This is a genomic window from Ferruginibacter paludis (genome assembly GCF_030409685.1).
Classification (GTDB): Bacteria; Bacteroidota; Bacteroidia; order Chitinophagales; family Chitinophagaceae; genus Ferruginibacter; species Ferruginibacter paludis.
Genome location: NZ_JAUFQJ010000015.1, coordinates 138,194 through 160,206, shown reverse-complemented (window position 1 = coordinate 160,206; position 22,013 = coordinate 138,194). Strand labels below are relative to the sequence as shown.

Below are 22,013 nucleotides of genomic sequence, written 5' to 3'. Positions count from 1 at the left end.
AAAAAAATATGAAAAAAATTATGTTGTCCGTATTGTCTTCTATGTTAGTGTTGTTTTCGTTTTGCCAAACCAACGATAAAATGTTGAAGCATTCTGGTGAAACGCTGGAAGTAAAAGTTATTAAAGTAGGAGAAACGACCATCTCTTACAAATACCCTGGTGAAGAAGCTGAACAAACTATCGGCAAATTTGCCGTGGCCAGCATTACCTATGGCGGAAGCGGCCGTAAAGAAGCCATTTCAGAAAAAATTGTTATTACCGGAAAAGATGACTGGGAAAAAGTTGAAATATTAACTGACAAAAGCCAGGTATTGGGACTTGCAAAAGGCGAAGAAATAAAAGGCAAGACTTCGGGATTGCTTAGTTACAACACGGCCGGCTCTGCTGACAAGAAAGCCACAAAAAGAATTAAAGAAGCTGCTGCTGAAGCCGGAGCGCCATTTATACTGATGACATCAGATAAAAGTGATGGCTTTGGAGTTAAGCAGGCTATAAAAAAAGGAGTTGCTTACTCTTATAAATAATCTTTCAATCGTACAAAAAGGTAAAAGGCTGATTCTAATAGAATCAGCCTTTTACCTTTTTTACCAGGGGTACTTAGCCGCAGTAATCAGTGTATCTGCAATTCTTCTTCTGGCATCTTTACTGTTGAAGGGTGCGGCTTTTGTAAAACGTTTTAGCCCAAGCAGCATCATGCGCTGTTCATCACCATCAGCAAAAGCATTAATGGCTTCCTTACCAGCCTTGTTTACATTATCAATCGCATCATTTAAACAGCAGCGCATCATATCAATGTGGATTGTGGCTGCAGCTTCGCCTTGTTTATCTGTCATTTTTATTATTCTTAATAAAGTACTTTCTGCTACAAACGTTTCGATCGCCATATCTGCAATGTTCATCAATATTTCCTGTTCATCCGAAATTTTCATCATCAGTTTTTGCACTGCTGCGCCTGCAACCATCAAAATACTTTTCTTCATATTTACGATGGATTTTTTTTCGGCTGCAAAAGGCGTATCATCTTCATTACCAAATTCCGGGATGCTCATTAATTCCTTGGAAACCGCCATGGCCGGGCCCATCAGGTCAAGCTTACCCTTCATGGCTCTTTTTAAAATCATATCCACGGTAAGCAAACGGTTAATTTCATTGGTGCCTTCATAAATTCGGTTAATACGGCTATCCCTGTAAGCACGGCTGATTGGATATTCATCGCTGAAACCGTTGCCGCCAAAAACCTGTACACCTTCATCCACCACAAAATCCAGCACTTCACTACCATGCACTTTTAATATGGCGCACTCAACTGCAAATTCTTCTGCAGCACCCAGCAAAGCCTCATTAAAAGGTTTGCCTGCATTGGCCAGTTCAATTTCTTTGTCGTCAATCCATTTACTTGTGCGGTATAAGGCACTTTCGCACGAAAAAATCCTGATGGCTGCTTCAGCCAGTTTATGTTTTATAGCGCCAAAATTTGCAATGGCTGTTTTAAACTGCTCTCTTGTTTTTGCATAATCAATGGTGCTGTTCAATGCCATCTTGGATCCGCCCAATGCTGCAGCACACAACTTCAGCCTGCCTATATTTAAAATATTAAAGGCTATGATATGCCCCTTGCCAACCTCGCCCAGTAAATTTTCCGCCGGCACTTTACAATCCTGAAAATACAGTTGCACAGTGGATGAACCCTTAATTCCCATTTTGTGTTCTTCCGGTCCCTGCGTAAAACCTTCAAAGCCACGCTCTACAATAAAAGCAGAAAATTTGTCGCCGTCAATTTTCGCAAATACAGTGTACACATCGGCAAAGCCACCATTGGTGATCCAGCATTTTTGCCCGTTTAAAATATAGTTTTTGCCATCGGCAGAAAGTACAGCAGATGTTTTAGCCCCCAGGGCATCGCTGCCACTATTGGGTTCTGTTAATCCGTAAGCGCCTTTCCATTCACCTGTGGCCAACTTAGGAATATATTTTTGCTTTTGTTCTGCAGTACCAAAATATAATATAGGCAAGGTACCAATACCCGTATGGGCAGCAATGGCCACGCTAAAAGAATAACCGCCGCCGAGGCCTTCGTTCACCAAAGTGGACGTAACAAAATCTTTTCCCAGGCCGCCATATTCTTCCGGGATAGATGCGCCCAATAATCCCTGTTCACCCGCTTTCACCATAAGCGATGGCATCAGACCCTGTTCCAGTTTATCAATGCGGTCGGCAACCGGTAGTACTTCTGTCTGCAAAAACTGCAAACACATTTCCTTTACCATCAATTGCTCCTCATTAAAATCTTCCGGGGTAAAAGAGTCAAATGCATTGCTTTCTTTAATTAACCATTCACCACCTTTAAGTGATGCAGTAGTTGAAGTTGATGCGCTCATAGTTATAAAGTTTGTCCCCTGCCTCGCAATTACAGCGTTTTTGGGGTATGATTATTTAAGACTTATTTGAAAATTTTAAGCTGATATGCTGGCGAGATTATCATATACTTTCTGCAATACAAGTTTAGCCACTTCTACCTCTTCAATGGTAACACCTTCCAGTGCTTCGTTCAAAGTTTGGTTGGCGAGTTCCATGGTCTTTTCCTGCAAATCTTTTGCTTCTGCTGTTAAATAAATCATGTTCATCCGCCGGTCGTTTTTGCTGGATACCCGTTTTACCAGTTGCAGTTTTTCCAGGTTATCTACCAACCGAGTAATGCTGGGCTTATCCCTGAAAGTGGCATCGCACAATTGCTGCTGACTCAGCCCGTCTTCCTTCCATAAATGATATAATACGCTCCATTGTTCAATCGTTATTTCTACACCCGCATCTTTAAAATTTTTCTGCAACCTGCGTGCAATGGCCGTGCTGGCTTTACCGGTAATAAAGCTGTATAATTCACCTTTTTTAAATTGGTTGTTTGGCATATAGTTGTTTAGACAACTATATAAAGATATATGATTCGTTTGAACTTTTAAAAATTATTTTTGTGCTCCCGGCTTTTGTGCAAAAATTTAACATCGTTGCGTCGCACTCTTGTACGGCATACCAATATGGAGCCCATTCTACTCATTACCGCTGGCGTTTTTTTTGCAGGTTACGCAGTACTTATTATCTATTATCGCCATTGCTGGATTCAAATTCCAACTTTTAGGGAGGCGTCACGTAAACATGTTTCCAGCAATAATCTATCTACAAAAATTACCATTGTCATTCCCGCCAGGAATGAAGAACACCATATCGGCAATTGCCTGCAATCCATTCTCAATCAAACCCATTCAATGGGTCTGGTTGAAATTATAGTGGTAGATGATCATTCGACAGACCGGACAGCGGCGATTGTTCAATCCTTTAATCAAGGTAACATCCATTGCATTGCTTTAAAAGATCACGTGAATGAAAAACTAAATGCCTACAAAAAAAAGGCGATCGAAATCGCCATATCCCAATCCCGGGGCGACCTGATTATTACTACGGATGCGGATTGTACAATGGAAAAAAATTGGTTGTCAACTATAGCTGCCTTTTATGAAAACTATCAGCCCGCCTTTATTGCAGCGCCGGTTGCCATTGATGGCAGCAGTTTTTTGGGCATTTTTCAATCGCTTGATTTTATGACCTTACAGGGCATTACCGGGGCTGCTGTTTACAAAAAAATACACAGCATGTGCAACGGTGCCAATCTTGCCTATGAAAAAAAAGCATTTTATGAAGTGAATGGCTTTACCGGGATAGATCATATCGCCAGCGGTGATGACATGCTGCTGATGCACAAAATTTATACACGCTATCCCGACAGGGTACTGTTTTTAAAGTCGCCTGAGTCAATCGTAACAACTGAAGCCATGAGTAGCTGGAAAGACTTTTTTAACCAACGTATCCGCTGGGCAAGTAAGGCAGATACCTATGACGATAAACGAATTATTTCAGTGCTCATATTGGTATATTTTTTTAATTTGCTGTTGTTGCTGTTGCCCATAACAGCTATCTTCAGTAGTGCCACATTTGAAATTGGTCGGGTTAGCTTTACCATTTTCCAATACTGGCTTTTGCTGTTGGTTTTAAAAACAGTTACAGAACTATTTTTTTTATTTCCGGTGGCGGCTTTTTTTAATAAAAAAACCAAGTTGTGGTGGTTTCCTGCAGCCCAGCCTTTTCATATTTTGTACACGGTCATCGCTGGCTGGCTGGGAAAATTTGGCAGCTATCATTGGAAAGACCGTTCAGTAAAATAATTTCGCAGCAATGCTTACAATGGAGCAATCATTTTCTTTTACAGCACAAACCTGGCATCGGCTTAAAAAAAACAAGGCCGCATTATTTGGCTTGGCGGTAATTGCTATTGCCATCTTTCTGTCCCTGTTTGGTTACCTGGTAGCGCCGGATGCCACGCCCAATGCGGATTTGCAAACCGTAGAGATACAGGCAAAAAATCCAGGTTACAAACAACTCTTTTTAAAAATTCCTGACAAAAAAAATAATTCAGTTAGCTGGTTTACAAAACTGATCAGTGGAAAGGCAGAGGATTGCCGGTATTTACCAATCAGTAAATACGAGGTCAGGAACGATTCGCTTGCAGTAAATAAATATGTAGATGATGACACAAGCGTAATGCAAATTTATTCCGTTAGCCAGTTAACCAATCACCAGCCAGCCAAATTGCTTCAGCAAAATATTGTTACCAAAACATACTACCTGGGCACTGATAAATTTGGCCGTGACATTTTGAGCAGGTTAATCATTGGTACAAAAGTAAGCCTTGCAGTCGGCCTCATCGCCGTGCTTATATCACTAATCCTGGGGGTTGCGCTGGGTGCTGTTGCCGGTTACTACCGGGGATGGATAGACGAAGTTATTATGTGGCTGGTAAATGTTACCTGGAGCATTCCAACTTTGCTGCTGGTGTTTGCCATTACCATGGCTTTGGGCAAAGGCTTTTGGCAAATATTTATTGCAGTCGGCCTTACCATGTGGGTAAGCGTTGCCCGTTTGATCCGCGGCCAGGTGATGGCTGTGAAAGAAATGGAATACGTACAGGCAGCGAAAGTTATGGGGTTAGGCAATAGTAGAATCATTGCCCGGCACATCTTACCTAACATACTGGGACCGGTACTGGTAATTGCAGCAAGCAATTTTGCAACAGCTATTATTATTGAAGCCGGCTTAAGTTTTTTAGGTATCGGGGTACAACCGCCACAACCCAGCTGGGGATTAATGATTCGGGAAAATTATAATTTTATCATTACCCACAATGCCATACTGGCCCTTATACCCGGCTTTGCCATTATGCTGTTGGTACTCGCTTTTAATTTACTGGGTAATGGTTTGCGGGATGCAGCGGATGTGAAGAGCATTTCTTAAAAGTGCTTATGATTATTATACCCAACTTTAATCAACCGGGGCTACCTGGACGTTCCTGTTAAATCCTTCTTCCAGCGAAATAAAAGTTTCGGTACGATCAATGCCTTTGATTTTTTGCAAGGCATCGTGAAGTACAAAACGCAGCTGTGTAATATCCTTACAAACAATCTCAATAAACATACTGTAATTACCCGTGATGTAGTTAAGCCTCACAATTTCAGGAATATTCATTAATTCTTTAGCTACCGCATCGTATAACGAGCTTTTTTCTAAATAAATTCCAACAAAAGCGGTAATATCATAACCTAACTGCCGGATATCTACGTTTAGTTTAGTACCTTTGACAATTCCGAACTCTTGTAGTTTTTTGATACGTACGTGAATGGTACCGCCACTTACAAATAATTTCTTACCCAGTTCGGCGTAAGAAATTTCAGCGGTTTCCATCATTTCATGAATAATTTGCAAATCAAGTTTGTCAAGATTTAATTTGGTCGCCATTTTTTATTTTGATTTTAATAACTATTCAAATATATGTACATTTGATTGAATATTATCTATATTTTTAAAATATTTAGTAAAATATATTCAATACAATGGCATTTTACGTAGATTTGCACTATAAATGTTCTTTAAAATTGTGGGGTGATGAAATCTTTGGCAGACATGCCCTCTTGTCTCGGGGGTGGAGATAACAGGATAAATATAGCATAGAGCCGTGCCTGCAGCAATGCAGACTCGACCAGGGTCGACCACTCAACTTTGTGCTACAACTAACTGCTCCGTGGAGGTTCGATCCCTCCCCCTACAGCTAAAAGCCTTTGCAAAAATTGCAAAGGCTTTTTTGTTTTATGAACGCTCTTAAGCCAGCAATATTCATATCAAGTTTTACCACGCACGCCATTATCTTATGTTTCTTCCCGTAAACTGTTATATACATTTTGGTTGTTTAACAGCTTACCACAATTTGATATAAACTTCTACGCAGACCGGTAGGCATTTCGCTGTGCAGACTAGTTATCAACCCACTTTTCTATCTCAGATAATTTCACGAAAATATCAGCATTCTCTTTGTTATTTAGATCAAATATCCTAAATAATGATGCTTGGCGTTTACAAAAAAATCCCCCAATTTATATTGAGGGATTTCGAAATACTATTAAAATTTGCTTACGCTACTTCTGCTTTCATCATTTTTGACACTTTCTTTCTTTCATCTTCATCCAGAATTACTTTACGCATGCGGATGTTTTTTGGTGTTACTTCTATGCACTCATCCTGCTGAATATACTCCATACATTCTTCCAAAGTAAACTGCCTTTTGGGAATCACACGAACTGAATCATCCGTACCGCTTGCACGCATGTTGGTAAGCTGTTTCTTTTCTACCACGTTTACCACAAGGTCGCCGGGTTTGGTACTTTCGCCTATTACCTGGCCAACATAAATTTCATCGGTGGTATCAATAAAAAAAGATCCCCTGTCCTGCAATTTATCAATAGAATAACCAGTTGGGAAACCGGCATTTTTAGCCAGCATTACGCCATTGTTTCTTCCGGGAATCGGGCCTTTCCATGGTTTGTATTCGTTAAACCGATGCGCCATTACTGCTTCACCAGCCGTATTGGTCAACATTTGAGAACGCAATCCCAGCAAACCTCTTGATGGAATATCAAATTCCAGATGCTGCATTTCACCTTTACTTTCCATCACCAGCATTTCGCCTTTACGTTGAGTCACAAGGTCAATTACTTTACCACTGAATTCAGCCGGTACATCTACCACCAAAACTTCATATGGCTCGTGTTTTTTACCATCTACTTCTTTTGTAAGTACCTGTGGTTGTCCTACAGTTAATTCATATCCTTCGCGACGCATGGTTTCAATCAATACACTTAAATGCAAAATACCACGACCGTATACCATAAAGCTGTCCGCACTGTCGGTTGGTTGCACACGCAACGCAAGATTTTTTTCCAGTTCTTTTTCCAGCCTGTCTCTTAAATGGCGGCTGGTAACAAACTTACCATCACGTCCAAAGAAAGGAGAGTTATTGATACTGAACTGCATGTTCATTGTTGGTTCATCAATGCTCGTAATGGGCAATGCTTCCGGATTTTCAAAATCAGCGATGGTTTCGCCAATGTTGAATCCTTCAATACCTACAACTGCACAAATATCTCCGGCGCTTACTTCAGCTACTTTCTTTTTACCAAGGCCTTCAAAAATATACAATTCTTTTACCCTGCTTTTTACTACCGAGCCGTCTGTTTTCATCAGGCAAACAGGCTGGTTTTCTTTGATGGTACCCCTTGCAATTCTGCCCACTGCTATTCTTCCTAAAAATGAAGAATAGTCAAGTGAAGTGATTTGCAATTGCAAATTTCCTTCGGTAACATGTGGCTCAGGAACTTTTTCCAGGATAGTATCCAACAATGGAAAAATATTATCAGTTGGTTCTAACGTTGTATTCATCCAGCCTTGTTTACTGCTGCCGTAAACAGTAGCAAAATCAAGCTGTTCTTCAGTTGCATCCAGGTTAAAGAATAATTCAAAAACCGCGTCATGCACTTCATCAGGGCGACAGTTTGGCTTGTCTACTTTATTGATCACTACAATCGGGCGCAAACCCAGTTGCAACGCCTTTTGCAATACAAAACGTGTTTGGGGCATTGGTCCTTCAAAAGCATCTACCAGTAACACCACGCCATCTGCCATCTTCAATACCCTTTCTACTTCACCGCCAAAATCGGCGTGACCAGGAGTATCTATCACGTTAATTTTAACGCCTTTGTAGTTTACAGATACGTTTTTACTAAAAATAGTGATACCACGTTCCTTTTCGAGGTCATTACTATCCATTATCAATTCGCCTGTTTCCTGGTTATCACGAAAAATATTCGTGGTATGCAGAATTTTGTCAACCAGGGTTGTTTTGCCATGATCTACGTGCGCAATGATGGCGATGTTTCTTATGTTCATTTTTTACTTTGCTTTTAGCTGTTTTTTCAGCCCCCGGTTAATCTGTAAGGTTAATCCGGTTACCCAAAAAACTTCAGCTGTTTTTTGAATGTGCGAAAGTAAGCAAATTCAGCCGTACCACAAGGTTAAATGTAAACTTATGATCGTAAAAAGACGTTAAATCAGACCGTGTGGGCAATGATTTGAGACAATTTTACAATGAAAACCACTTAATTTACTGTAGTGGGACTTGTGTATAAATTATTTTAACGTTTACCCCCTCTTAAAAAAAGTAAATTCAATAGCTGGATATCGCAATATTAAATATCAACAGTTCTTTAAATGGCAGGAGAATTGATAGATTAATAAAAACTTATATCAGGAATGAAAGAAAATGACAAAAAAATGTTTTTGCCACACATCGGTATTTGCGTAGCAATGGATTTGATTGGTATGGCTAGCTTTATTTTCCCTGGAATGGGTGAATTTACTGATGTTATATGGGCGCCCATTTCCGGCTACATTTTTTTTAAATTGTTTGGCGGCCGGCTGGGTTTAATTGGTGGCGTACTTGATTTTTTGGAAGAGATTATTCCTTTTACGGATATTATTCCTTCTTTTACCATCGCCTGGCTCATCCGCAGAGATGCCATCAGCAAAATGACACTCAAAAATGAAAAGTCTTTGCGAAGAGAATCGGTGGCAAAAAGCACTGTGAAAATTTAAATCTCCCGGATATTTCCCGGAACTTTCTTACTACATTTATTGTTTAGCAAATCAATATGCCTTTTAATCTGCAATCATCATACGCTCCTTCCGGTGACCAGCCGGATGCCATCCGCAAGTTAACGGAAGGCATTAACGAGGGCGAGCAATATCAAACTTTACTGGGAGTAACCGGTAGCGGTAAAACCTATACAATTGCCAACGTTATTCAAAATGTACAAAGGCCGGTGCTGGTACTTACGCATAATAAAACGCTTGTTGCCCAGTTGTACGGTGAGTTTAAACAATTCTTTCCCGATAATGCGGTTGGTTATTTTGTAAGCTATTATGATTACTACCAGCCGGAAGCGTATATGCCCGTGAGCAATACTTACATTGAAAAAGACCTCAGCATAAATGAAGAGCTGGACAAACTACGGTTACAGGCTACCGCACAATTGTTAAGTGGCCGCAGGGATATTATTGTGGTGGCAAGTGTGAGTTGTATTTATGGTATGGGTAACCCGACTGAATTTGAAAACGGGATTGTCCGAATTCAAAAAGGACAGGTGATTTCAAGGCAGGGCTTTTTGCATTCCCTGGTAAACAGCTTGTATTCCCGGTCGCAGGGCGATTTTACACGTGGTACTTTCAGGGTAAAAGGCGATACAGTAGATATCAATTTGCCTTATGTCGATTTTGGTTACCGTATCAGTTTTTTTGGCGATGAAATAGAAAGCATTGAAACGCTGGAACTTTCTACCAGTAAGCGCATTGGGGTCGTTGACAATGCCGCTATCTTTCCCGCCAATCTTTATCTTGCTCCAAAAGATATTATGCAGCAGGTAATTTATGAGATACAGGATGAAACCGCAGCGCAGGTGGAATATTTTAAAAACAGTGGTAAGTTTATAGAGGCACAGCGGCTGAGTGAACGGGTAAATTACGATTTGGAAATGATCAGGGAGCTGGGGTATTGTAATGGCATAGAAAACTATTCCCGGTTTTTTGACCGGCGTAAACCTGGCACAAGGCCATTCTGTTTGCTGGATTATTTTCCCAAAGATTTCATCTGCATTGTCGATGAAAGTCATCAAACAATTCCGCAGGTAAGCGGCATGTATGGTGGCGACAGAAGCCGTAAACTGATTTTGGTTGATTATGGCTTTCGGCTGCCTTCTGCTTTGGATAACAGACCGCTTAATTTTCATGAGTTTGAAAACATGGTGAACCAAACCATTTTTGTATCTGCTACACCAGGGGATTTTGAGTTGGAAAAAACAGGTGGCGTGGTGGTGGAACAAGTTGTACGACCTACTGGTCTGTTGGATCCGCCAATTGAGGTTCGCCCTTCCATTAACCAGATTGATGATTTACTGGATGAAATTGATAAAAGAATTACAAAAGGCGATCGTGTTTTGGTAACTACCTTAACCAAAAGAATGGCGGAGGAGATGGACAAATACCTGCATCGAATTAACATAAAAAGTAAGTACATACACAGCGAAGTTCATACCCTGGAAAGAATAGAAATATTAAGAGAATTGCGTCTTGGTATTATTGATGTATTAGTTGGCGTGAACTTGTTAAGGGAAGGACTTGATTTACCGGAAGTTTCGCTGGTAGCCATTTTAGATGCCGACAAAGAAGGCTTTTTACGCAATGAAAGAAGTCTTACCCAGACCGCCGGAAGGGCAGCCCGTAATGTGGACGGACTGGTTATTTTTTATGCCGATAAGATGACGGAAAGCATGCAGAAAACCATTGATGAAACCAGCCGCAGAAGAGAAAAGCAAATTGCTTATAATATTGAGCACGGCATCACACCTACAACCATTATTAAAAGTAAAGAGCAGATTTTTGCACAAGGTTCTGTGCTGGACGTCAAGGGCTATGATCCTTCAAACCCTTATTCAATCGGAGATTCGGATGATTTGGTTACTGTAGCAGCCGAAGACCAGGAAGTATACAAGACGATTCCACAAATGGAAAAAGGCATTGCCAAAATTAAAAAAGAAATGGAAAAGGCGGCCCGGGATCTTGATTTCATGGAAGCTGCCCGCTTGAGGGATGAAATGTTCCGGTTGCAAAAAGAACTGGAAGGAATGAAGAAATAGGCTCTGTTCAGTTATCTAAAAAAGCAATCTGGTAACATCAAAAAGGAACTCCCCAAATTGTTAGCACAGCAATGATAAAATACAGCAGAATAAAACAGCGGTTTGATGTGCAGCAGATGCAAGAGGAAGTGAACAGGCTTGAAGCAAATTTTTGGAAACCTCATTATAATGAAAAGCATTACGAAGGCAGTTGGACAATTTTACCACTCCGGTCTTTGAACGGTAGTATAGAAAATAACATCGCTATCCACAGTTGTTCTTTACAGACAAACATGCAGTACGAGGATACGACTCTTCTAAACGATTGCCCGTATTTAGCATCTGTGCTCAATTATTTTAAGTGTGAAAAAATGTCGGTACGCCTGATGAATTTAAACGCAGGTGCCAGCATTAAAGAACACAGCGATTATGAGATGAGTTTAGAGGAAGGTGAAGCAAGATTTCACATCCCTGTTCTTACTAACAGCGACGTGGCATTTTTTATTGAAGAAGAACAGATTCCGATGGATGAGGGAGAATGCTGGTACCTGAATCTATCGCTCAGGCACCGGGTAAATAACTCCGGCGCCACCAACCGTATTCACCTTGTTATTGATTGTAAAGTAAATAATTGGGTAAAGGGTCTAATTAATAACCAGGCAGAGTTGACAGAGGAGTGCACTGAGATGCCAGCTAAAAAATCCTATAACGCCGCCGATAAAGCCAAAATAATACATCAGCTCAGAATGATAGCAACGCCTGTATCGCTTGACCTGGCAAATAAAATGGAAAACGACAGTAACTAAAAATGGATAACTTACTATTTGAAAAAGCCGTAAGCTTTGTAAACGAAATAGGCATCGAAACATTATATGAAGATTTAAAAGACGAGGCCTGCTTTCTTCCCGGGTTTTTAATTGCGGATGGAAAAATAGTCATTGATAAAACGAAAGTAAAATATCCCGGTGACCTGTTTCACGAGGCTGCCCATATCGCAGTTGTTTCTTCAGCCGAACGGAGTTTATTGCAAGGCGAAAATATTGGTCAGCGAAAAGACGCAGCTTCGGAAGAAATGATGGCGATAGCCTGGAGTTACGCAGCCTGTATTCATTTAGAAATCGATCCGTATTTTGTTTTTCATGAACAAGGATATAAAGGGGGCGCTGAATCAATAGTAGACAATTTTGCAAAGGGAAATTATTTTGGTGTACCCGTTTTGCAATGGCTGGGAATGACAACGACTTCAAAAAATCCGGTTGATACCAATACCTATCCTTTCATGATAAAATGGCTGCGAGACTAACAATAGACTAATTCAAAATTATTTAAAATGTTCCCGAAGTTTTATAACAATCATAGATCATGCTAATGCTCCTGTTGACGGGTTTGTCGGGTGCAGGGAAATCTACACTGGCTGAAAGATTATTATCAAAACTATCAGCTTTAAACATTGCCGCCGAAGTGATTGACGGAGATGTTTATCGCAAAACAATGAACACTGATCTTTCTTTTTCTGCTGACGACAGAAGGGAAAATATACAACGCCTTTGCCGGATAGCCTATGATAAAAACAGGCAAGGCATCATTGCCATCGTTGCTGCTATCAATCCATTTGAAGATCTGCGGGTTGAACTTGTCAAACAATATGGAGCTAAAATTATCTGGGTAACCTGCAGCCTTTCAGTTCTTACAAAAAGAGATCCTAAAGGACTTTACAGGAAGGCGCTTTTACCTGACGATCACCCGGATAAGCTGTGGAATCTTACTGGCGTAAATGATCCCTATGAAATACCTGTACAAGCCGACTTGATAGTAGATACAAGTGAAAATTCCATTGAAGAATGCAGCGAACAATTAATTAATTATGTTTCGAATTTCATCCAAACGTAGTCAGGCGTATTACATCCAATTGATTGTATAAATCCAGCACAGGCGACAGGTAAGTTGGTGCCTTTTCTTCCCTGTTTTCTTCTTTAAATAATCGCTGTGGATGCTTTGCGTGAAAGAGGGTGCGTTGAGTTAGTTGCGACCGCATTTTTACATCTATCTCTAGTCCTAGCAAAGCATACATTTTTGAAAAAATGTTGTCTAAACCTTCATTATAGTTAACCAGCAAAACCTGCTTATCGGCCTGTACTATTTCAATCAATTTATTGAAATAGCCTTCCAAAACTTTTGTCATGTAATAATCCAGGTCATGTAGATTTATCTGCTGGTTTGAAAAACCAAAAATAGCAGGTTCAATAACACCGGGTACAGCATGCATACCGCGTTGCCTTCGCTGGGAAAGAACAACTTCCCATGGATTTCGATACAAAAAAATAAACGGTACTGCAGGATATAACGACCTCAATGACTCGTAAAAATGAATATGCCAGCTGTCCGTTTTAATAAAAAGGTGTTTTTCATTACCCGTTTTTTTACGACCGTATAAGGTTACAGCGGCCTTCAAAAATCTGGCTGCCATCAGATTGTTGTATGTTTTATTTTTAAAGGGAAGCCGAAGCATATCATCAAAAAATGGCACTTCAGAAAGTGCTAAATTATTTTCATCCAAACTGAGTAATTGAGATAAGAGTGTAGAACCGCAGCGGGAGACATGAAAGATAATGGCGGTAGGAGACAGGGCATCTGCACCATTTGCCCATTCTGACATTAACGACAAACTGCTAACCGGCTTAAAAGATTTGCAATTATTTTCCATTCTTCTGCAAATGGAAATGGTGTCATCAAAAAATGGTTCAGTAAAACTTTTGTCGCCGGTATAAAGCCAGTTGCAGGCTGGTTCGGTTGTATGATTTAATAGTTTCCAGGGAAGCCAGTCGTTTATTTCGGCATTTGCGTAAACACTCATGGGCAAATATAATCTTCCAATTTTTGTTGACTGAAATCAACGGCAAATAATACCCAGCTCCCGTTCAGCCCAAATTATTTCTTTTTGTTTCAGCTGCTCATTCGGGCGACAGACAAGTCTTGTCAACTTATCGGCGTGATTTTCGGTTAATCCTTCCAGGGATGATATGCAGTTGTCGTGTATATAAAACTCCTTCAGGTTTACCAGGCGTTCAACGGGTTTGATGGAGGTAATTTGATTGTGCTGCACATACAGTTCTTCCAGGTTAATGAGTCCTTCAACGCCAGTTAAACTGGTGATACCATTATTAAACAGGAACAATGATTTGAGGTGGTTCAGACCTGACAATGGTTCTACCGTTACAATCTTATGGTGTGTTACAATTAGCAGCGAAAGATTTACTAAATTTTCTACCCCATTAAGATTGGTTAGCTCAATCTGACTGTTTGGGAATGGCGCTTTAGGGCCGGCTAACCGAAGTGTCTGCGTATTAAACAACCTGTTCATTTCATTTGCATCCGGTTCATTGGAATGCAATAAAACAGAACACTTGAAAGTTTCCTTCCACTGGGGTTCCAGCTGTTTCCACCATTCGGCTGGTGTCAATAAATCTTTCAAGTTTAAAAAGTTTATTGTACCGGGTTTATGAATTGTACTGTTTAAGTGAGTGAAGAGTTGCCGGTTAAGAGAGTATATCTACTGTGATATGCTTTCTTAACCGACGCTCAGTTTATATGACCGCTAGTTGCGGCTTGGGAAAACTCCGTTTATGGCTATGATATAGTTCAAGGCCAGGAAAGGCTGCATAATACTAAATGGTTGAGATCCCCCGGTTATTCCTATAGCGGTTGCTTTCATAGCTACACCTGTTCCGGCAGCTGCTTTGTATTCTTTATCTAAAGCGCCGGTATTGGCCGGCAAAGCTCCTGCAGGCGCCGCTGTATCACCAGCGTCTGAAACCGCGTTTAACGTATGGTTATGCGCAGGCATATTGTTGATCAAAAGCGTAGTGTTCTCGGTTCCTGCCATTTCTCCAAGTACATAATTTGACAAGCCGGGTCCTGTTCCGGGATGAATAGGAACCCTGCCCCTTAAATCCGGCAACGCAAAAGTGGTTTGGCCGTTACCGCCATAGGTGGTTCCTAAAAGTGAAAACAATGCTGTATTTTGACTAATTGATAGTATTTGCCCTTCACAAAAAAGCCAGCCTCTTGGGGCAAAGTTGCCAGCAAAAAGTACAATAGAAGCAAGAAGAGGATCCATAAAATAAAAGTTTAAACGTTATAAATAATTTTTTTGTGAAAGACCAACGACTGCTCCTTAAAGTAGCTCAGGTGCTGGGTATTGGAATGCCTGTTAATAAGTGTTTTGTTTTGTATAAACGTGCTGATGTTACCAGCTAAAGGCTTTGTTGAATTGTGATGAGTCAGTAAAAGCTGATCAGCAGCATGTTCTTTCGAGAGTCTGTAAACAGCATCTATTTCAAAACGATTTAACCTGGTAATCTTTTTTTGAGTTTCACTGTTTTCAAATAAGGTAATTACAACATCTTTTGGATTTGTACGGTCATCGCCCCAATAAATCCAGGTTGGCTGTGCTAAAAGATTTTCTTTTTCAAAGAAGATTACGCCTCCGTTTTGATAATGGTGACCACTGGTATTGTTAACAAACTGCTGTTTTTTCAAATCGATCTTGCCGTTAAAAATTTGCCCCCCTGTTTCTTTCCAAAAACGCTCCCAGTTTTTGTCAAGGGCTTCTTCTTTTTTGTTTGCAGTAATAAATGGGTTGACAGTTGATCCCACTGCTGTGCCTGCAGACAGGATAGCGATACAACTTAAAAAGTTCCGGCGGTTATATTGGTTCTTAGTCATGCTTTAAAATTTAATCAGCTTCTCTGTAAATGTTGTAGTACCCTTTGCTATCTGCAGCAAATAAATACCGGACGGGAAATGGCTGATATCAATATATTGAATACCGGCGACCCCTGATTTAGTCATCAGTTTCTTTCCTCCGGCATCAATTACTGAAAGATTTACCGGTTGCGTTGCTGGTTCAATATTTAGCTGGTAACGATTGTTGCCGTTATTGCGGATAATTGAATAAAAATTGGCTTTTAAATATTTAACTGAAGCCACTGCTGAATAACTGAATTTTTCATCCTGGTCTACCTGGCGAAGTCTGTAGAAGCCAGTACCGGAAAGAGGATTCATATCAACAAATTCATATTTTTTTTCAACAGAAGAATTAATGTTGCCGCTAACAAATCCAAGCACATCCCAGTTTAAACCATCCTGGCTTCTTTGAATTTCAAAACCTTTGTTATTATTCTCGCTGGCAGTTTTCCATTTTAAAGTAACCTGGTTATTGTTAATACCTGCTGTAAAGTTGCTGATGGTAATTGGCAAAACACCTGATCCGGTAACGGCTAATGCTGTTCCTCCGGTGCACGTTTGCCCGCTGACTGCTGACCATAAACAAGCAGCATTTCCTGTACCGGGAGGTGCGATGGTATTGCATGAGTTCTGAAAGTAAGGCTGGCCGTCAAAAGCAACCACCCATACATTATCAGGTGCCCCTATCCAATATACATCTATCACAACACCCACATTACCATCCACTGTTCCGGTTCCCTCATAAGCTACTTTGCCATCAACATCGGCGATCTTGTTTAATAAAGCAGGGCTATTTATACACTCACCCGTCACAGTAATATTTTGCGAGCGGACCGTACTGAAATATGTTGTGAGAAAAATGAGGAGGTATAATTTACGCATGGGGTTAGTTTAGACATAATAAAATTATCAAATAAAAAGTAAAAAAATGATTTTTTTAATTGAACATTTTTAATCTGCTATCCAGTGAATAACATACTGATTACCTATCAGGTAAAATCTATATCCAAGCTTACCTAAATGATATAACTAAGGCGCTCTATCATTATAAAATAGTAAACTGATGCCATTTTTTTATGGCCAGGCCCTAAAGCCTGAAGATCGGCCCTTTACATTTTCATTTTTGTCTTTGACTACTATCTATCTGACCACGGATTTAGATAAAAATACCCGTTGTAAGCGCTTGAATCCAGTTCTCCAAACAACAGTATATGAAAACAAATAATATTCAAAACAATAAATAACAGCTTTTCCGTTTTAAATAATTTACTACCTTTCATATCTATCCCTTAATAAAATAAATCTATTTTATGATTACAGTAGCACTCTACAATTTAAAGGGCGGCGTTGGCAAAACCGCATCCTGCGTAAATCTCGCTTACCTGGCAGCAAAAGATGGTTTTAAAACATTATTATGGGATATTGATCCGCAGGGATCCACTACTTTTTATTATAAGGTTAAACCTAAAGATGCGCATGGAATAAAAAGCCTTATCAGTAAAGATGCTGATCTTGGCACCGCTATATTAGCTACTGAATATGACAACCTGGAAATTATTGGCAGCGACAATGCAGTAAAAAGTTTTGATATAATGGTAGAAGAAATGAAAGGGCAAAAAAGCAGGTTGAAGGGAATTTTGAAGCAACTGGAAAAAGAATATGATTTTGTATTTATTGATTGCCCGCCCGGTTTCAGTGCATTGAGTGAAAATATTTTTCATGCTGCAGATGTAGTGTTAATGCCTATTATCCCCACCACACTTTCTATCCGTACCTACAATATGGTAAAAGATTATTTTAAGGAAAAAGACCTTGACAGTACCAAACTAATGTGTTTTTTTACGATGGCTGATTTACGTAAAAATATGCACAACGAAATAATGGAACACTTGTACAAAGACAAAAGGTTTTTCCAAAATTATATTCCTTATTTGTCTGATGTCGAAAAAATGGGCATCCATCGACAGCCGATTGAAGAGTTTGCACCCAGCAGTTATGCCGCCAAATCTTACCGCGATTTGTGGACCGAAATTAAGGAAGGAGTAGTAGAATAATTATCTAATAACAACGTCCAGCTATCCAATAAGGATTATAGCAGCGCATTTGGCTGCATCCCACAAAAAATATTATGAAGAGAGAACTTAGCAGCTGGTACAGCCCTGCATTACAAAGAGAAATGCCCATTGCTCAATATGGAGATTATGGTTTTGCTTTATTATTGATTCCTACTGCAGCGGCGGACTACCTGGAATATGAACGCTTTCAGTTAATCAATTCCCTGGCCCCGCACATCAATGGGGGAAAAGTAAAAGTATTTTCCGTTAACAGCATGAATACGGAAAGCTGGATGCATCCGGGCATGCAGGGCGAACATAAAGCCATCAATCATAACAGGTTTAATGAATACATTTTCAATGAAGTGATTCCTTTTATAAAAAATGCTACTTCGCAGGAAACACCGGTGATTGTCTCCGGAGCATCGTTTGGTGCATTGCATGGCATGAATCTATTCTTAAAAAGGCCGGATTTGATTGACGGCGTAATTGCTATGAGCGGTGTGTACGACCTGAGAGAATATACCAAAGGTTTTTACGATGAACAGGTTTATTTTAATTCCCCGGCCATGTATATGCCGAATCTTACAGACCACCGCATCCTGGAGCAAATACGCGGCAGCCATCATATTCACATTTTAACCGGTTGCGGCGATTATGAAGATCCTGAAGCAGCTAAAAACTTTGCCGGAATTTTATATAATAAAGGAATTAATTATGAGCTGAGTGTTTGGGGCAATGAATGGAAACACGACTGGCCAACCTGGAGGGCCATGTTACCTTTATTTATTGATACAAGATTTTAATTGTTTCATAATAAAGCTATCTTCCTGATTTGTAATTAATTGACACTAATTTTCGGAATTACTGAAAGTAAAATGTAGTTTATGTGAATTAAAAACCGGGCTGTATCACAATAATAGCAGGCTTTTTCAGTTACTTAAAGGGTACCAACAACCCTGATATGAAAAATTTTATAGTCCTTACATTTGCTCTTTTTTTCTCGGTGATACTTTACATTATTGACTGGTCAAAATCTGACAAATTACTTGAATATTAAAAGTTGCTAATCCATTCACTTCTCTTCAAGATTTGCAAACAATCACTTTATAAAAACCCAATTACATTTTACCAGGTAACAGAATCAAACTTTTGCCCATCAGTTTGATTGGCGTGCACAATTGTTTTACTTTTACGGCATGTCAAAAAAATTATTTTTACTCGATGCCTATGCCCTTGTTTTCAGGGCTTATTACGCTCTTATCCGCAGCCCACGCGTTACCAGCAAAGGCAGAAATACCAATGCCCAGTTTGGGTTTACCAACACTTTAATTGATCTCATCAATAACCAGAAGCCTACGCATATGGCGGTATGTTTTGATACCCATGCGTTAACGGAAAGGCATACAGATTTTGCCGATTACAAAGCCAACCGGCAGGAGACGCCAGAAGATATCAGTTCCTCTATTCCTGACATTAAAAGAATTATAGAAGCCTTTAATATACCCGTGATTGCAATTGATGGGTATGAAGCAGATGATGTAATCGGGGCATTGGCAAAGCAAGCTGAAAAAGTAGGTTATGAGGTATTTATGGTTACCCCCGACAAAGATTATGGCCAGCTGGTAAGTGAAAATATCAAGATTTATAAACCCCCTTACCAGGGAGGAACCATTGAAATAATGGGTCCGCAGGAGGTTTGTAAAAAATGGGACATTGCAAATGTTGCACAGGTAATTGATATTTTGGGCTTAATGGGCGACGCGGTAGATAACATTCCCGGCATAGCTGGCATTGGCGAAAAAACAGCTGCCAAGCTATTGAAAGAATACCATAGTCTGGAAAACATACTGGCCAATGCCGATAATATAAAAGGCGCTCTTGGAGAAAAAATAAGGGCAGGAAAAGATGCCGCCATTATGAGTAAAAAACTGGCTACGATCATAGTGGATGTTCCGACAGAATTTCATGAAGAAAATTTCAGGATAAAAGAAATGAACCGCGAAAGCCTGAAGGAAGTATTTACAGAACTGGAGTTCAGGGGATTTATTAAAAGGGTTTTGGGTGAAGAAATCCAGTTGCAGCCAGGCGTGCAAATACAGGAAACGGGTGGCCGTAAACAGGTACCCAGCGGACAAATGGATCTTTTTGGAGAAGTAACTCAAACTGTAAATGTGGTCGCAGCTTCGCAAACTTCAGCTGTACCGGAAGAAGCAGGCAGTATTTTATCCGTTGATAAAAACATCCACAATACACCACATGAGTATTTTTTGGTGAACACCACTGAAGGAATAGGCCAGCTGATTAATAAACTGATTCACCAGCCGGAAATTTGTTTTGATACAGAAACAACCTCTGTTAATGCCAATGATGCTGATCTGGTCGGTCTTAGTTTTTCTTATCAGCCTGGCGAGGCTTTTTATATTCCCTGCCCTGCTTCCAGGGAAGAATGTTTGCACTTGTTAGCGCCTTTTTTAGTGTTGTTTAATGATGCAACAAAAATATGGGTTGGTCAGAATATTAAGTATGATTTACTGGTAATGAAATGGTACGGCATTGAGTTAAAGGGTAATATTTTTGATACCATGCTGGCACATTATGTAACTGAGCCTGATGGCAAAAGCAGTATGGATGCGTTAAGCGCTAAATACCTGGGTTACGAGCCGGTACATATTGAAGAACTGATTGGCAAAAAAGGAAAAGGCCAGGGCAATATGCGGGATGTAGAACCTGAAAAAATAAAAGAGTATGCTGCAGAAGATGCCGACATCACCCTGCAGTTAAAAAAAGTATTTCTTGAAGAGTTAAAAAACAAGGAAGTAGAAAAGGTTTTTTACGAGGTGGAAAATCCGCTGATAAAAGTATTGACGGATATGGAATTTGAAGGCATCCGGATTGACGAAGCCTTTTTAAATGAATACAGTAAAACCCTGGAAACAGAGGCCAAAATAAGTGAAGAAAGTGTGTATGAGCAAGCTGGCTTAAGGTTTAACCTGGCCTCGCCCAAACAATTGGGAGAAGTATTGTTTGATAAAATGAAGCTGGATCCAAAAGCAAAAAAAACAAAAACCGGTCAGTATGCAACAGGTGAAGATGTACTGGCAAAACTGGCCAGTCAGCATAAAATATGTGACGATATTTTAATTTTCCGTGAACTCACCAAATTAAAAAATACCTACATCGATGCGTTACCTGCTTTGATCAACAAAAAAACCGGGCGGGTGCATACTTCCTATGCGCAGGCTGTAGCTGTAACAGGAAGGCTTAGCAGTACAAATCCCAACCTGCAAAACATTCCTGTAAGAACAGAAAGGGGGAAAGAAATAAGAAAAGCATTTATTCCAAGAGATGAAAATCATGTACTTGTTTCGGCCGATTATTCGCAGATAGAATTGCGTATTGTTGCAGCCATCAGCGGCGATGTCAATATGTGTGATGCTTTTAAAACGGGTAAAGATATTCATACCGCTACAGCTGCTAAAGTATTCAATGTGGACGAAAAAGACGTTACCAAAGAAATGAGGTACAAAGCCAAAAGCGTCAACTTCGGCATTATTTATGGCCAGGGTGCATTTGGCCTGGCGGAGAATTTAAGCATCTCCCGCACGGAGGCAAAAGAGATCATTGACAATTACAAAAAGCAATTTCCCAATATTCAAAAATACATGGATGATACCATCAACTTCGCCAAGGAAAATGGATATGTGGAAACGCTGATGGGTCGTAAAAGGTGGCTGAAAGATATCAACAGCGTGAACTTTACAGTGCGTGGTTTCGCAGAACGTAACGCCATCAATTCACCCATTCAGGGCACCGCTGCGGATATGATAAAACTGGCCATGATCAAAATTCACCAGGAATTTATCAACCGTGGTTTTAAATCAAAAATGTTGTTGCAGGTACATGATGAATTGGTTTTTGATGCACACAAAAGTGAAATAGAACTAATCAAGCCTGTCATTTTAAAGTGCATGCAATCCGCATTGAAACTACCTAATGAAGTGCCAACCGATGCGGAAATTGGAGCAGGCGACAACTGGCTGGAAGCACATTAGAGTGGGTCGTCACAGGTGGGTCACCCCAAAAGGATGCTCACCTGTGATAGAATATT

20 protein-coding genes are annotated in these 22,013 nt (G+C 40.1%); 11 read left to right on the top strand and 9 right to left on the bottom strand.

The features are described from left to right. Positions 1–8 precede the first annotated feature (8 nt). The gene (locus QWZ08_RS21550) at positions 9–524 is read left to right on the top strand and encodes a hypothetical protein (protein WP_290339633.1); all 516 of its coding nucleotides are present in this window, start codon (positions 9–11) and stop codon (positions 522–524) included. A gap of 60 nt (positions 525–584) precedes the next feature. On the opposite strand, the gene QWZ08_RS21545 is transcribed toward QWZ08_RS21550, so the two are convergent. Together QWZ08_RS21545 and QWZ08_RS21540 are read right to left on the bottom strand one after the other, a co-directional pair. Beyond that, positions 585–2,378, bottom strand: a complete 1,794-nt coding sequence (locus tag QWZ08_RS21545) for an acyl-CoA dehydrogenase FadE (protein WP_290339631.1) — start codon at positions 2,376–2,378, stop codon at positions 585–587. Between the two features lie 75 nt (positions 2,379–2,453). Beyond that, entirely contained in the window at positions 2,454–2,906 is a 453-nt protein-coding gene (locus tag QWZ08_RS21540; protein ID WP_290339630.1) for a MarR family winged helix-turn-helix transcriptional regulator, read from the bottom strand. Between the two features lie 96 nt (positions 2,907–3,002). Between QWZ08_RS21540 and QWZ08_RS21535 the strand changes: the two genes are divergently transcribed. Further along, on the top strand, positions 3,003–4,214 hold the full coding sequence (locus QWZ08_RS21535) for a glycosyltransferase (protein ID WP_290339629.1): 1,212 nt from the start codon (positions 3,003–3,005) through the stop codon (positions 4,212–4,214). 10 nt (positions 4,215–4,224) lie between these two features. Beyond that, on the top strand, positions 4,225–5,340 hold the full coding sequence (locus tag QWZ08_RS21530; protein ID WP_290339628.1) for an ABC transporter permease: 1,116 nt from the start codon (positions 4,225–4,227) through the stop codon (positions 5,338–5,340). Between the two features lie 27 nt (positions 5,341–5,367). On the opposite strand, the gene QWZ08_RS21525 is transcribed toward QWZ08_RS21530, so the two are convergent. Continuing rightward, positions 5,368–5,841 (bottom strand): Lrp/AsnC ligand binding domain-containing protein, encoded by a 474-nt coding sequence (locus QWZ08_RS21525; RefSeq protein ID WP_290339626.1) that lies wholly within the window; start codon positions 5,839–5,841, stop codon positions 5,368–5,370. 669 nt (positions 5,842–6,510) lie between these two features. Then, complete coding sequence (typA, locus tag QWZ08_RS21520; protein WP_290339625.1) at positions 6,511–8,322, bottom strand: translational GTPase TypA; 1,812 nt, start codon at positions 8,320–8,322, stop codon at positions 6,511–6,513. 363 nt (positions 8,323–8,685) lie between these two features. On the opposite strand from typA, the gene QWZ08_RS21515 reads away from it, so the two are divergent. The 5 genes from QWZ08_RS21515 (at position 8,686) to cysC (ending at position 12,992) form a co-directional block, all read left to right on the top strand. Beyond that, complete coding sequence (locus QWZ08_RS21515; RefSeq protein WP_290339624.1) at positions 8,686–9,027, top strand: hypothetical protein; 342 nt, start codon at positions 8,686–8,688, stop codon at positions 9,025–9,027. Positions 9,028–9,083: 56 nt separating this feature from the next. Then, positions 9,084–11,123 carry an excinuclease ABC subunit UvrB gene (gene uvrB, locus QWZ08_RS21510; RefSeq protein ID WP_290339623.1) on the top strand — a complete coding sequence of 680 codons (2,040 nt, stop codon included), beginning with the start codon at positions 9,084–9,086 and terminating at the stop codon, positions 11,121–11,123. Positions 11,124–11,194: 71 nt separating this feature from the next. After that, positions 11,195–11,908, top strand: coding sequence for an aspartyl/asparaginyl beta-hydroxylase domain-containing protein (locus tag QWZ08_RS21505; protein WP_290339622.1), 714 nt, complete (start codon positions 11,195–11,197; stop codon positions 11,906–11,908). A gap of 2 nt (positions 11,909–11,910) precedes the next feature. Beyond that, positions 11,911–12,405 carry a hypothetical protein gene (locus QWZ08_RS21500; protein WP_290339620.1) on the top strand — a complete coding sequence of 165 codons (495 nt, stop codon included), beginning with the start codon at positions 11,911–11,913 and terminating at the stop codon, positions 12,403–12,405. Between the two features lie 59 nt (positions 12,406–12,464). Next, complete coding sequence (gene cysC / locus QWZ08_RS21495; RefSeq protein ID WP_290339619.1) at positions 12,465–12,992, top strand: adenylyl-sulfate kinase; 528 nt, start codon at positions 12,465–12,467, stop codon at positions 12,990–12,992. Here cysC and QWZ08_RS21490 read toward each other — a convergent pair. From QWZ08_RS21490 to QWZ08_RS21470, 5 genes are all read right to left on the bottom strand, one after another. Beyond that, on the bottom strand, positions 12,979–13,956 hold the full coding sequence (locus QWZ08_RS21490) for a hypothetical protein (RefSeq protein ID WP_290339618.1): 978 nt from the start codon (positions 13,954–13,956) through the stop codon (positions 12,979–12,981). The two genes, cysC and QWZ08_RS21490, sit on opposite strands and share 14 nt — an antisense overlap. A 36-nt stretch (positions 13,957–13,992) precedes the next feature. Next, positions 13,993–14,574, bottom strand: a complete 582-nt coding sequence (locus tag QWZ08_RS21485; protein WP_290339616.1) for a leucine-rich repeat domain-containing protein — start codon at positions 14,572–14,574, stop codon at positions 13,993–13,995. Between the two features lie 123 nt (positions 14,575–14,697). After that, positions 14,698–15,219 (bottom strand): phage tail protein, encoded by a 522-nt coding sequence (locus tag QWZ08_RS21480; protein WP_290339615.1) that lies wholly within the window; start codon positions 15,217–15,219, stop codon positions 14,698–14,700. 11 nt (positions 15,220–15,230) lie between these two features. After that, positions 15,231–15,827 carry a hypothetical protein gene (locus QWZ08_RS21475; protein WP_290339614.1) on the bottom strand — a complete coding sequence of 199 codons (597 nt, stop codon included), beginning with the start codon at positions 15,825–15,827 and terminating at the stop codon, positions 15,231–15,233. Positions 15,828–15,830: 3 nt separating this feature from the next. After that, positions 15,831–16,730, bottom strand: a complete 900-nt coding sequence (locus QWZ08_RS21470; RefSeq protein ID WP_290339613.1) for a T9SS type A sorting domain-containing protein — start codon at positions 16,728–16,730, stop codon at positions 15,831–15,833. A 428-nt stretch (positions 16,731–17,158) separates the two neighbouring features. On the opposite strand from QWZ08_RS21470, the gene QWZ08_RS21465 reads away from it, so the two are divergent. The 3 genes from QWZ08_RS21465 to polA all read left to right on the top strand — a co-directional run bounded on the left by QWZ08_RS21465 (position 17,159) and on the right by polA (position 21,957). After that, on the top strand, positions 17,159–17,902 hold the full coding sequence (locus QWZ08_RS21465) for a ParA family protein (RefSeq protein ID WP_290339612.1): 744 nt from the start codon (positions 17,159–17,161) through the stop codon (positions 17,900–17,902). 74 nt (positions 17,903–17,976) lie between these two features. Then, on the top strand, positions 17,977–18,708 hold the full coding sequence (locus tag QWZ08_RS21460) for an esterase family protein (protein WP_290339611.1): 732 nt from the start codon (positions 17,977–17,979) through the stop codon (positions 18,706–18,708). Between the two features lie 393 nt (positions 18,709–19,101). Continuing rightward, positions 19,102–21,957, top strand: coding sequence for a DNA polymerase I (gene polA, locus QWZ08_RS21455; protein WP_290339610.1), 2,856 nt, complete (start codon positions 19,102–19,104; stop codon positions 21,955–21,957). Positions 21,958–22,013: the final 56 nt, after the last annotated feature.

Excerpts from the sequence above, each read along its gene's own strand:
- uvrB (WP_290339623.1), top strand. The coding sequence starts at position 9,084 with ATGCCTTTTAATCTGCAATCATCATACGCTCCTTCCGGTGACCAGCCG.
- QWZ08_RS21505 (WP_290339622.1), top strand. The coding sequence starts at position 11,195 with ATGATAAAATACAGCAGAATAAAACAGCGGTTTGATGTGCAGCAGATG.
- QWZ08_RS21480 (WP_290339615.1), bottom strand. The coding sequence starts at position 15,219 with ATGGATCCTCTTCTTGCTTCTATTGTACTTTTTGCTGGCAACTTTGCC.
- QWZ08_RS21515 (WP_290339624.1), top strand. The coding sequence starts at position 8,686 with ATGAAAGAAAATGACAAAAAAATGTTTTTGCCACACATCGGTATTTGC.
- QWZ08_RS21540 (WP_290339630.1), bottom strand. The coding sequence starts at position 2,906 with ATGCCAAACAACCAATTTAAAAAAGGTGAATTATACAGCTTTATTACC.
- QWZ08_RS21465 (WP_290339612.1), top strand. The coding sequence starts at position 17,159 with ATGATTACAGTAGCACTCTACAATTTAAAGGGCGGCGTTGGCAAAACC.
- QWZ08_RS21525 (WP_290339626.1), bottom strand. The coding sequence starts at position 5,841 with ATGGCGACCAAATTAAATCTTGACAAACTTGATTTGCAAATTATTCAT.
- cysC (WP_290339619.1), top strand. The coding sequence starts at position 12,465 with ATGCTAATGCTCCTGTTGACGGGTTTGTCGGGTGCAGGGAAATCTACA.
- typA (WP_290339625.1), bottom strand. The coding sequence starts at position 8,322 with ATGAACATAAGAAACATCGCCATCATTGCGCACGTAGATCATGGCAAA.
- QWZ08_RS21470 (WP_290339613.1), bottom strand. The coding sequence starts at position 16,730 with ATGCGTAAATTATACCTCCTCATTTTTCTCACAACATATTTCAGTACG.
- QWZ08_RS21460 (WP_290339611.1), top strand. The coding sequence starts at position 17,977 with ATGAAGAGAGAACTTAGCAGCTGGTACAGCCCTGCATTACAAAGAGAA.
- QWZ08_RS21545 (WP_290339631.1), bottom strand. The coding sequence starts at position 2,378 with ATGAGCGCATCAACTTCAACTACTGCATCACTTAAAGGTGGTGAATGG.
- polA (WP_290339610.1), top strand. The coding sequence starts at position 19,102 with ATGTCAAAAAAATTATTTTTACTCGATGCCTATGCCCTTGTTTTCAGG.
- QWZ08_RS21500 (WP_290339620.1), top strand. The coding sequence starts at position 11,911 with ATGGATAACTTACTATTTGAAAAAGCCGTAAGCTTTGTAAACGAAATA.
- QWZ08_RS21530 (WP_290339628.1), top strand. The coding sequence starts at position 4,225 with ATGCTTACAATGGAGCAATCATTTTCTTTTACAGCACAAACCTGGCAT.
- QWZ08_RS21475 (WP_290339614.1), bottom strand. The coding sequence starts at position 15,827 with ATGACTAAGAACCAATATAACCGCCGGAACTTTTTAAGTTGTATCGCT.
- QWZ08_RS21550 (WP_290339633.1), top strand. The coding sequence starts at position 9 with ATGAAAAAAATTATGTTGTCCGTATTGTCTTCTATGTTAGTGTTGTTT.
- QWZ08_RS21490 (WP_290339618.1), bottom strand. The coding sequence starts at position 13,956 with ATGAGTGTTTACGCAAATGCCGAAATAAACGACTGGCTTCCCTGGAAA.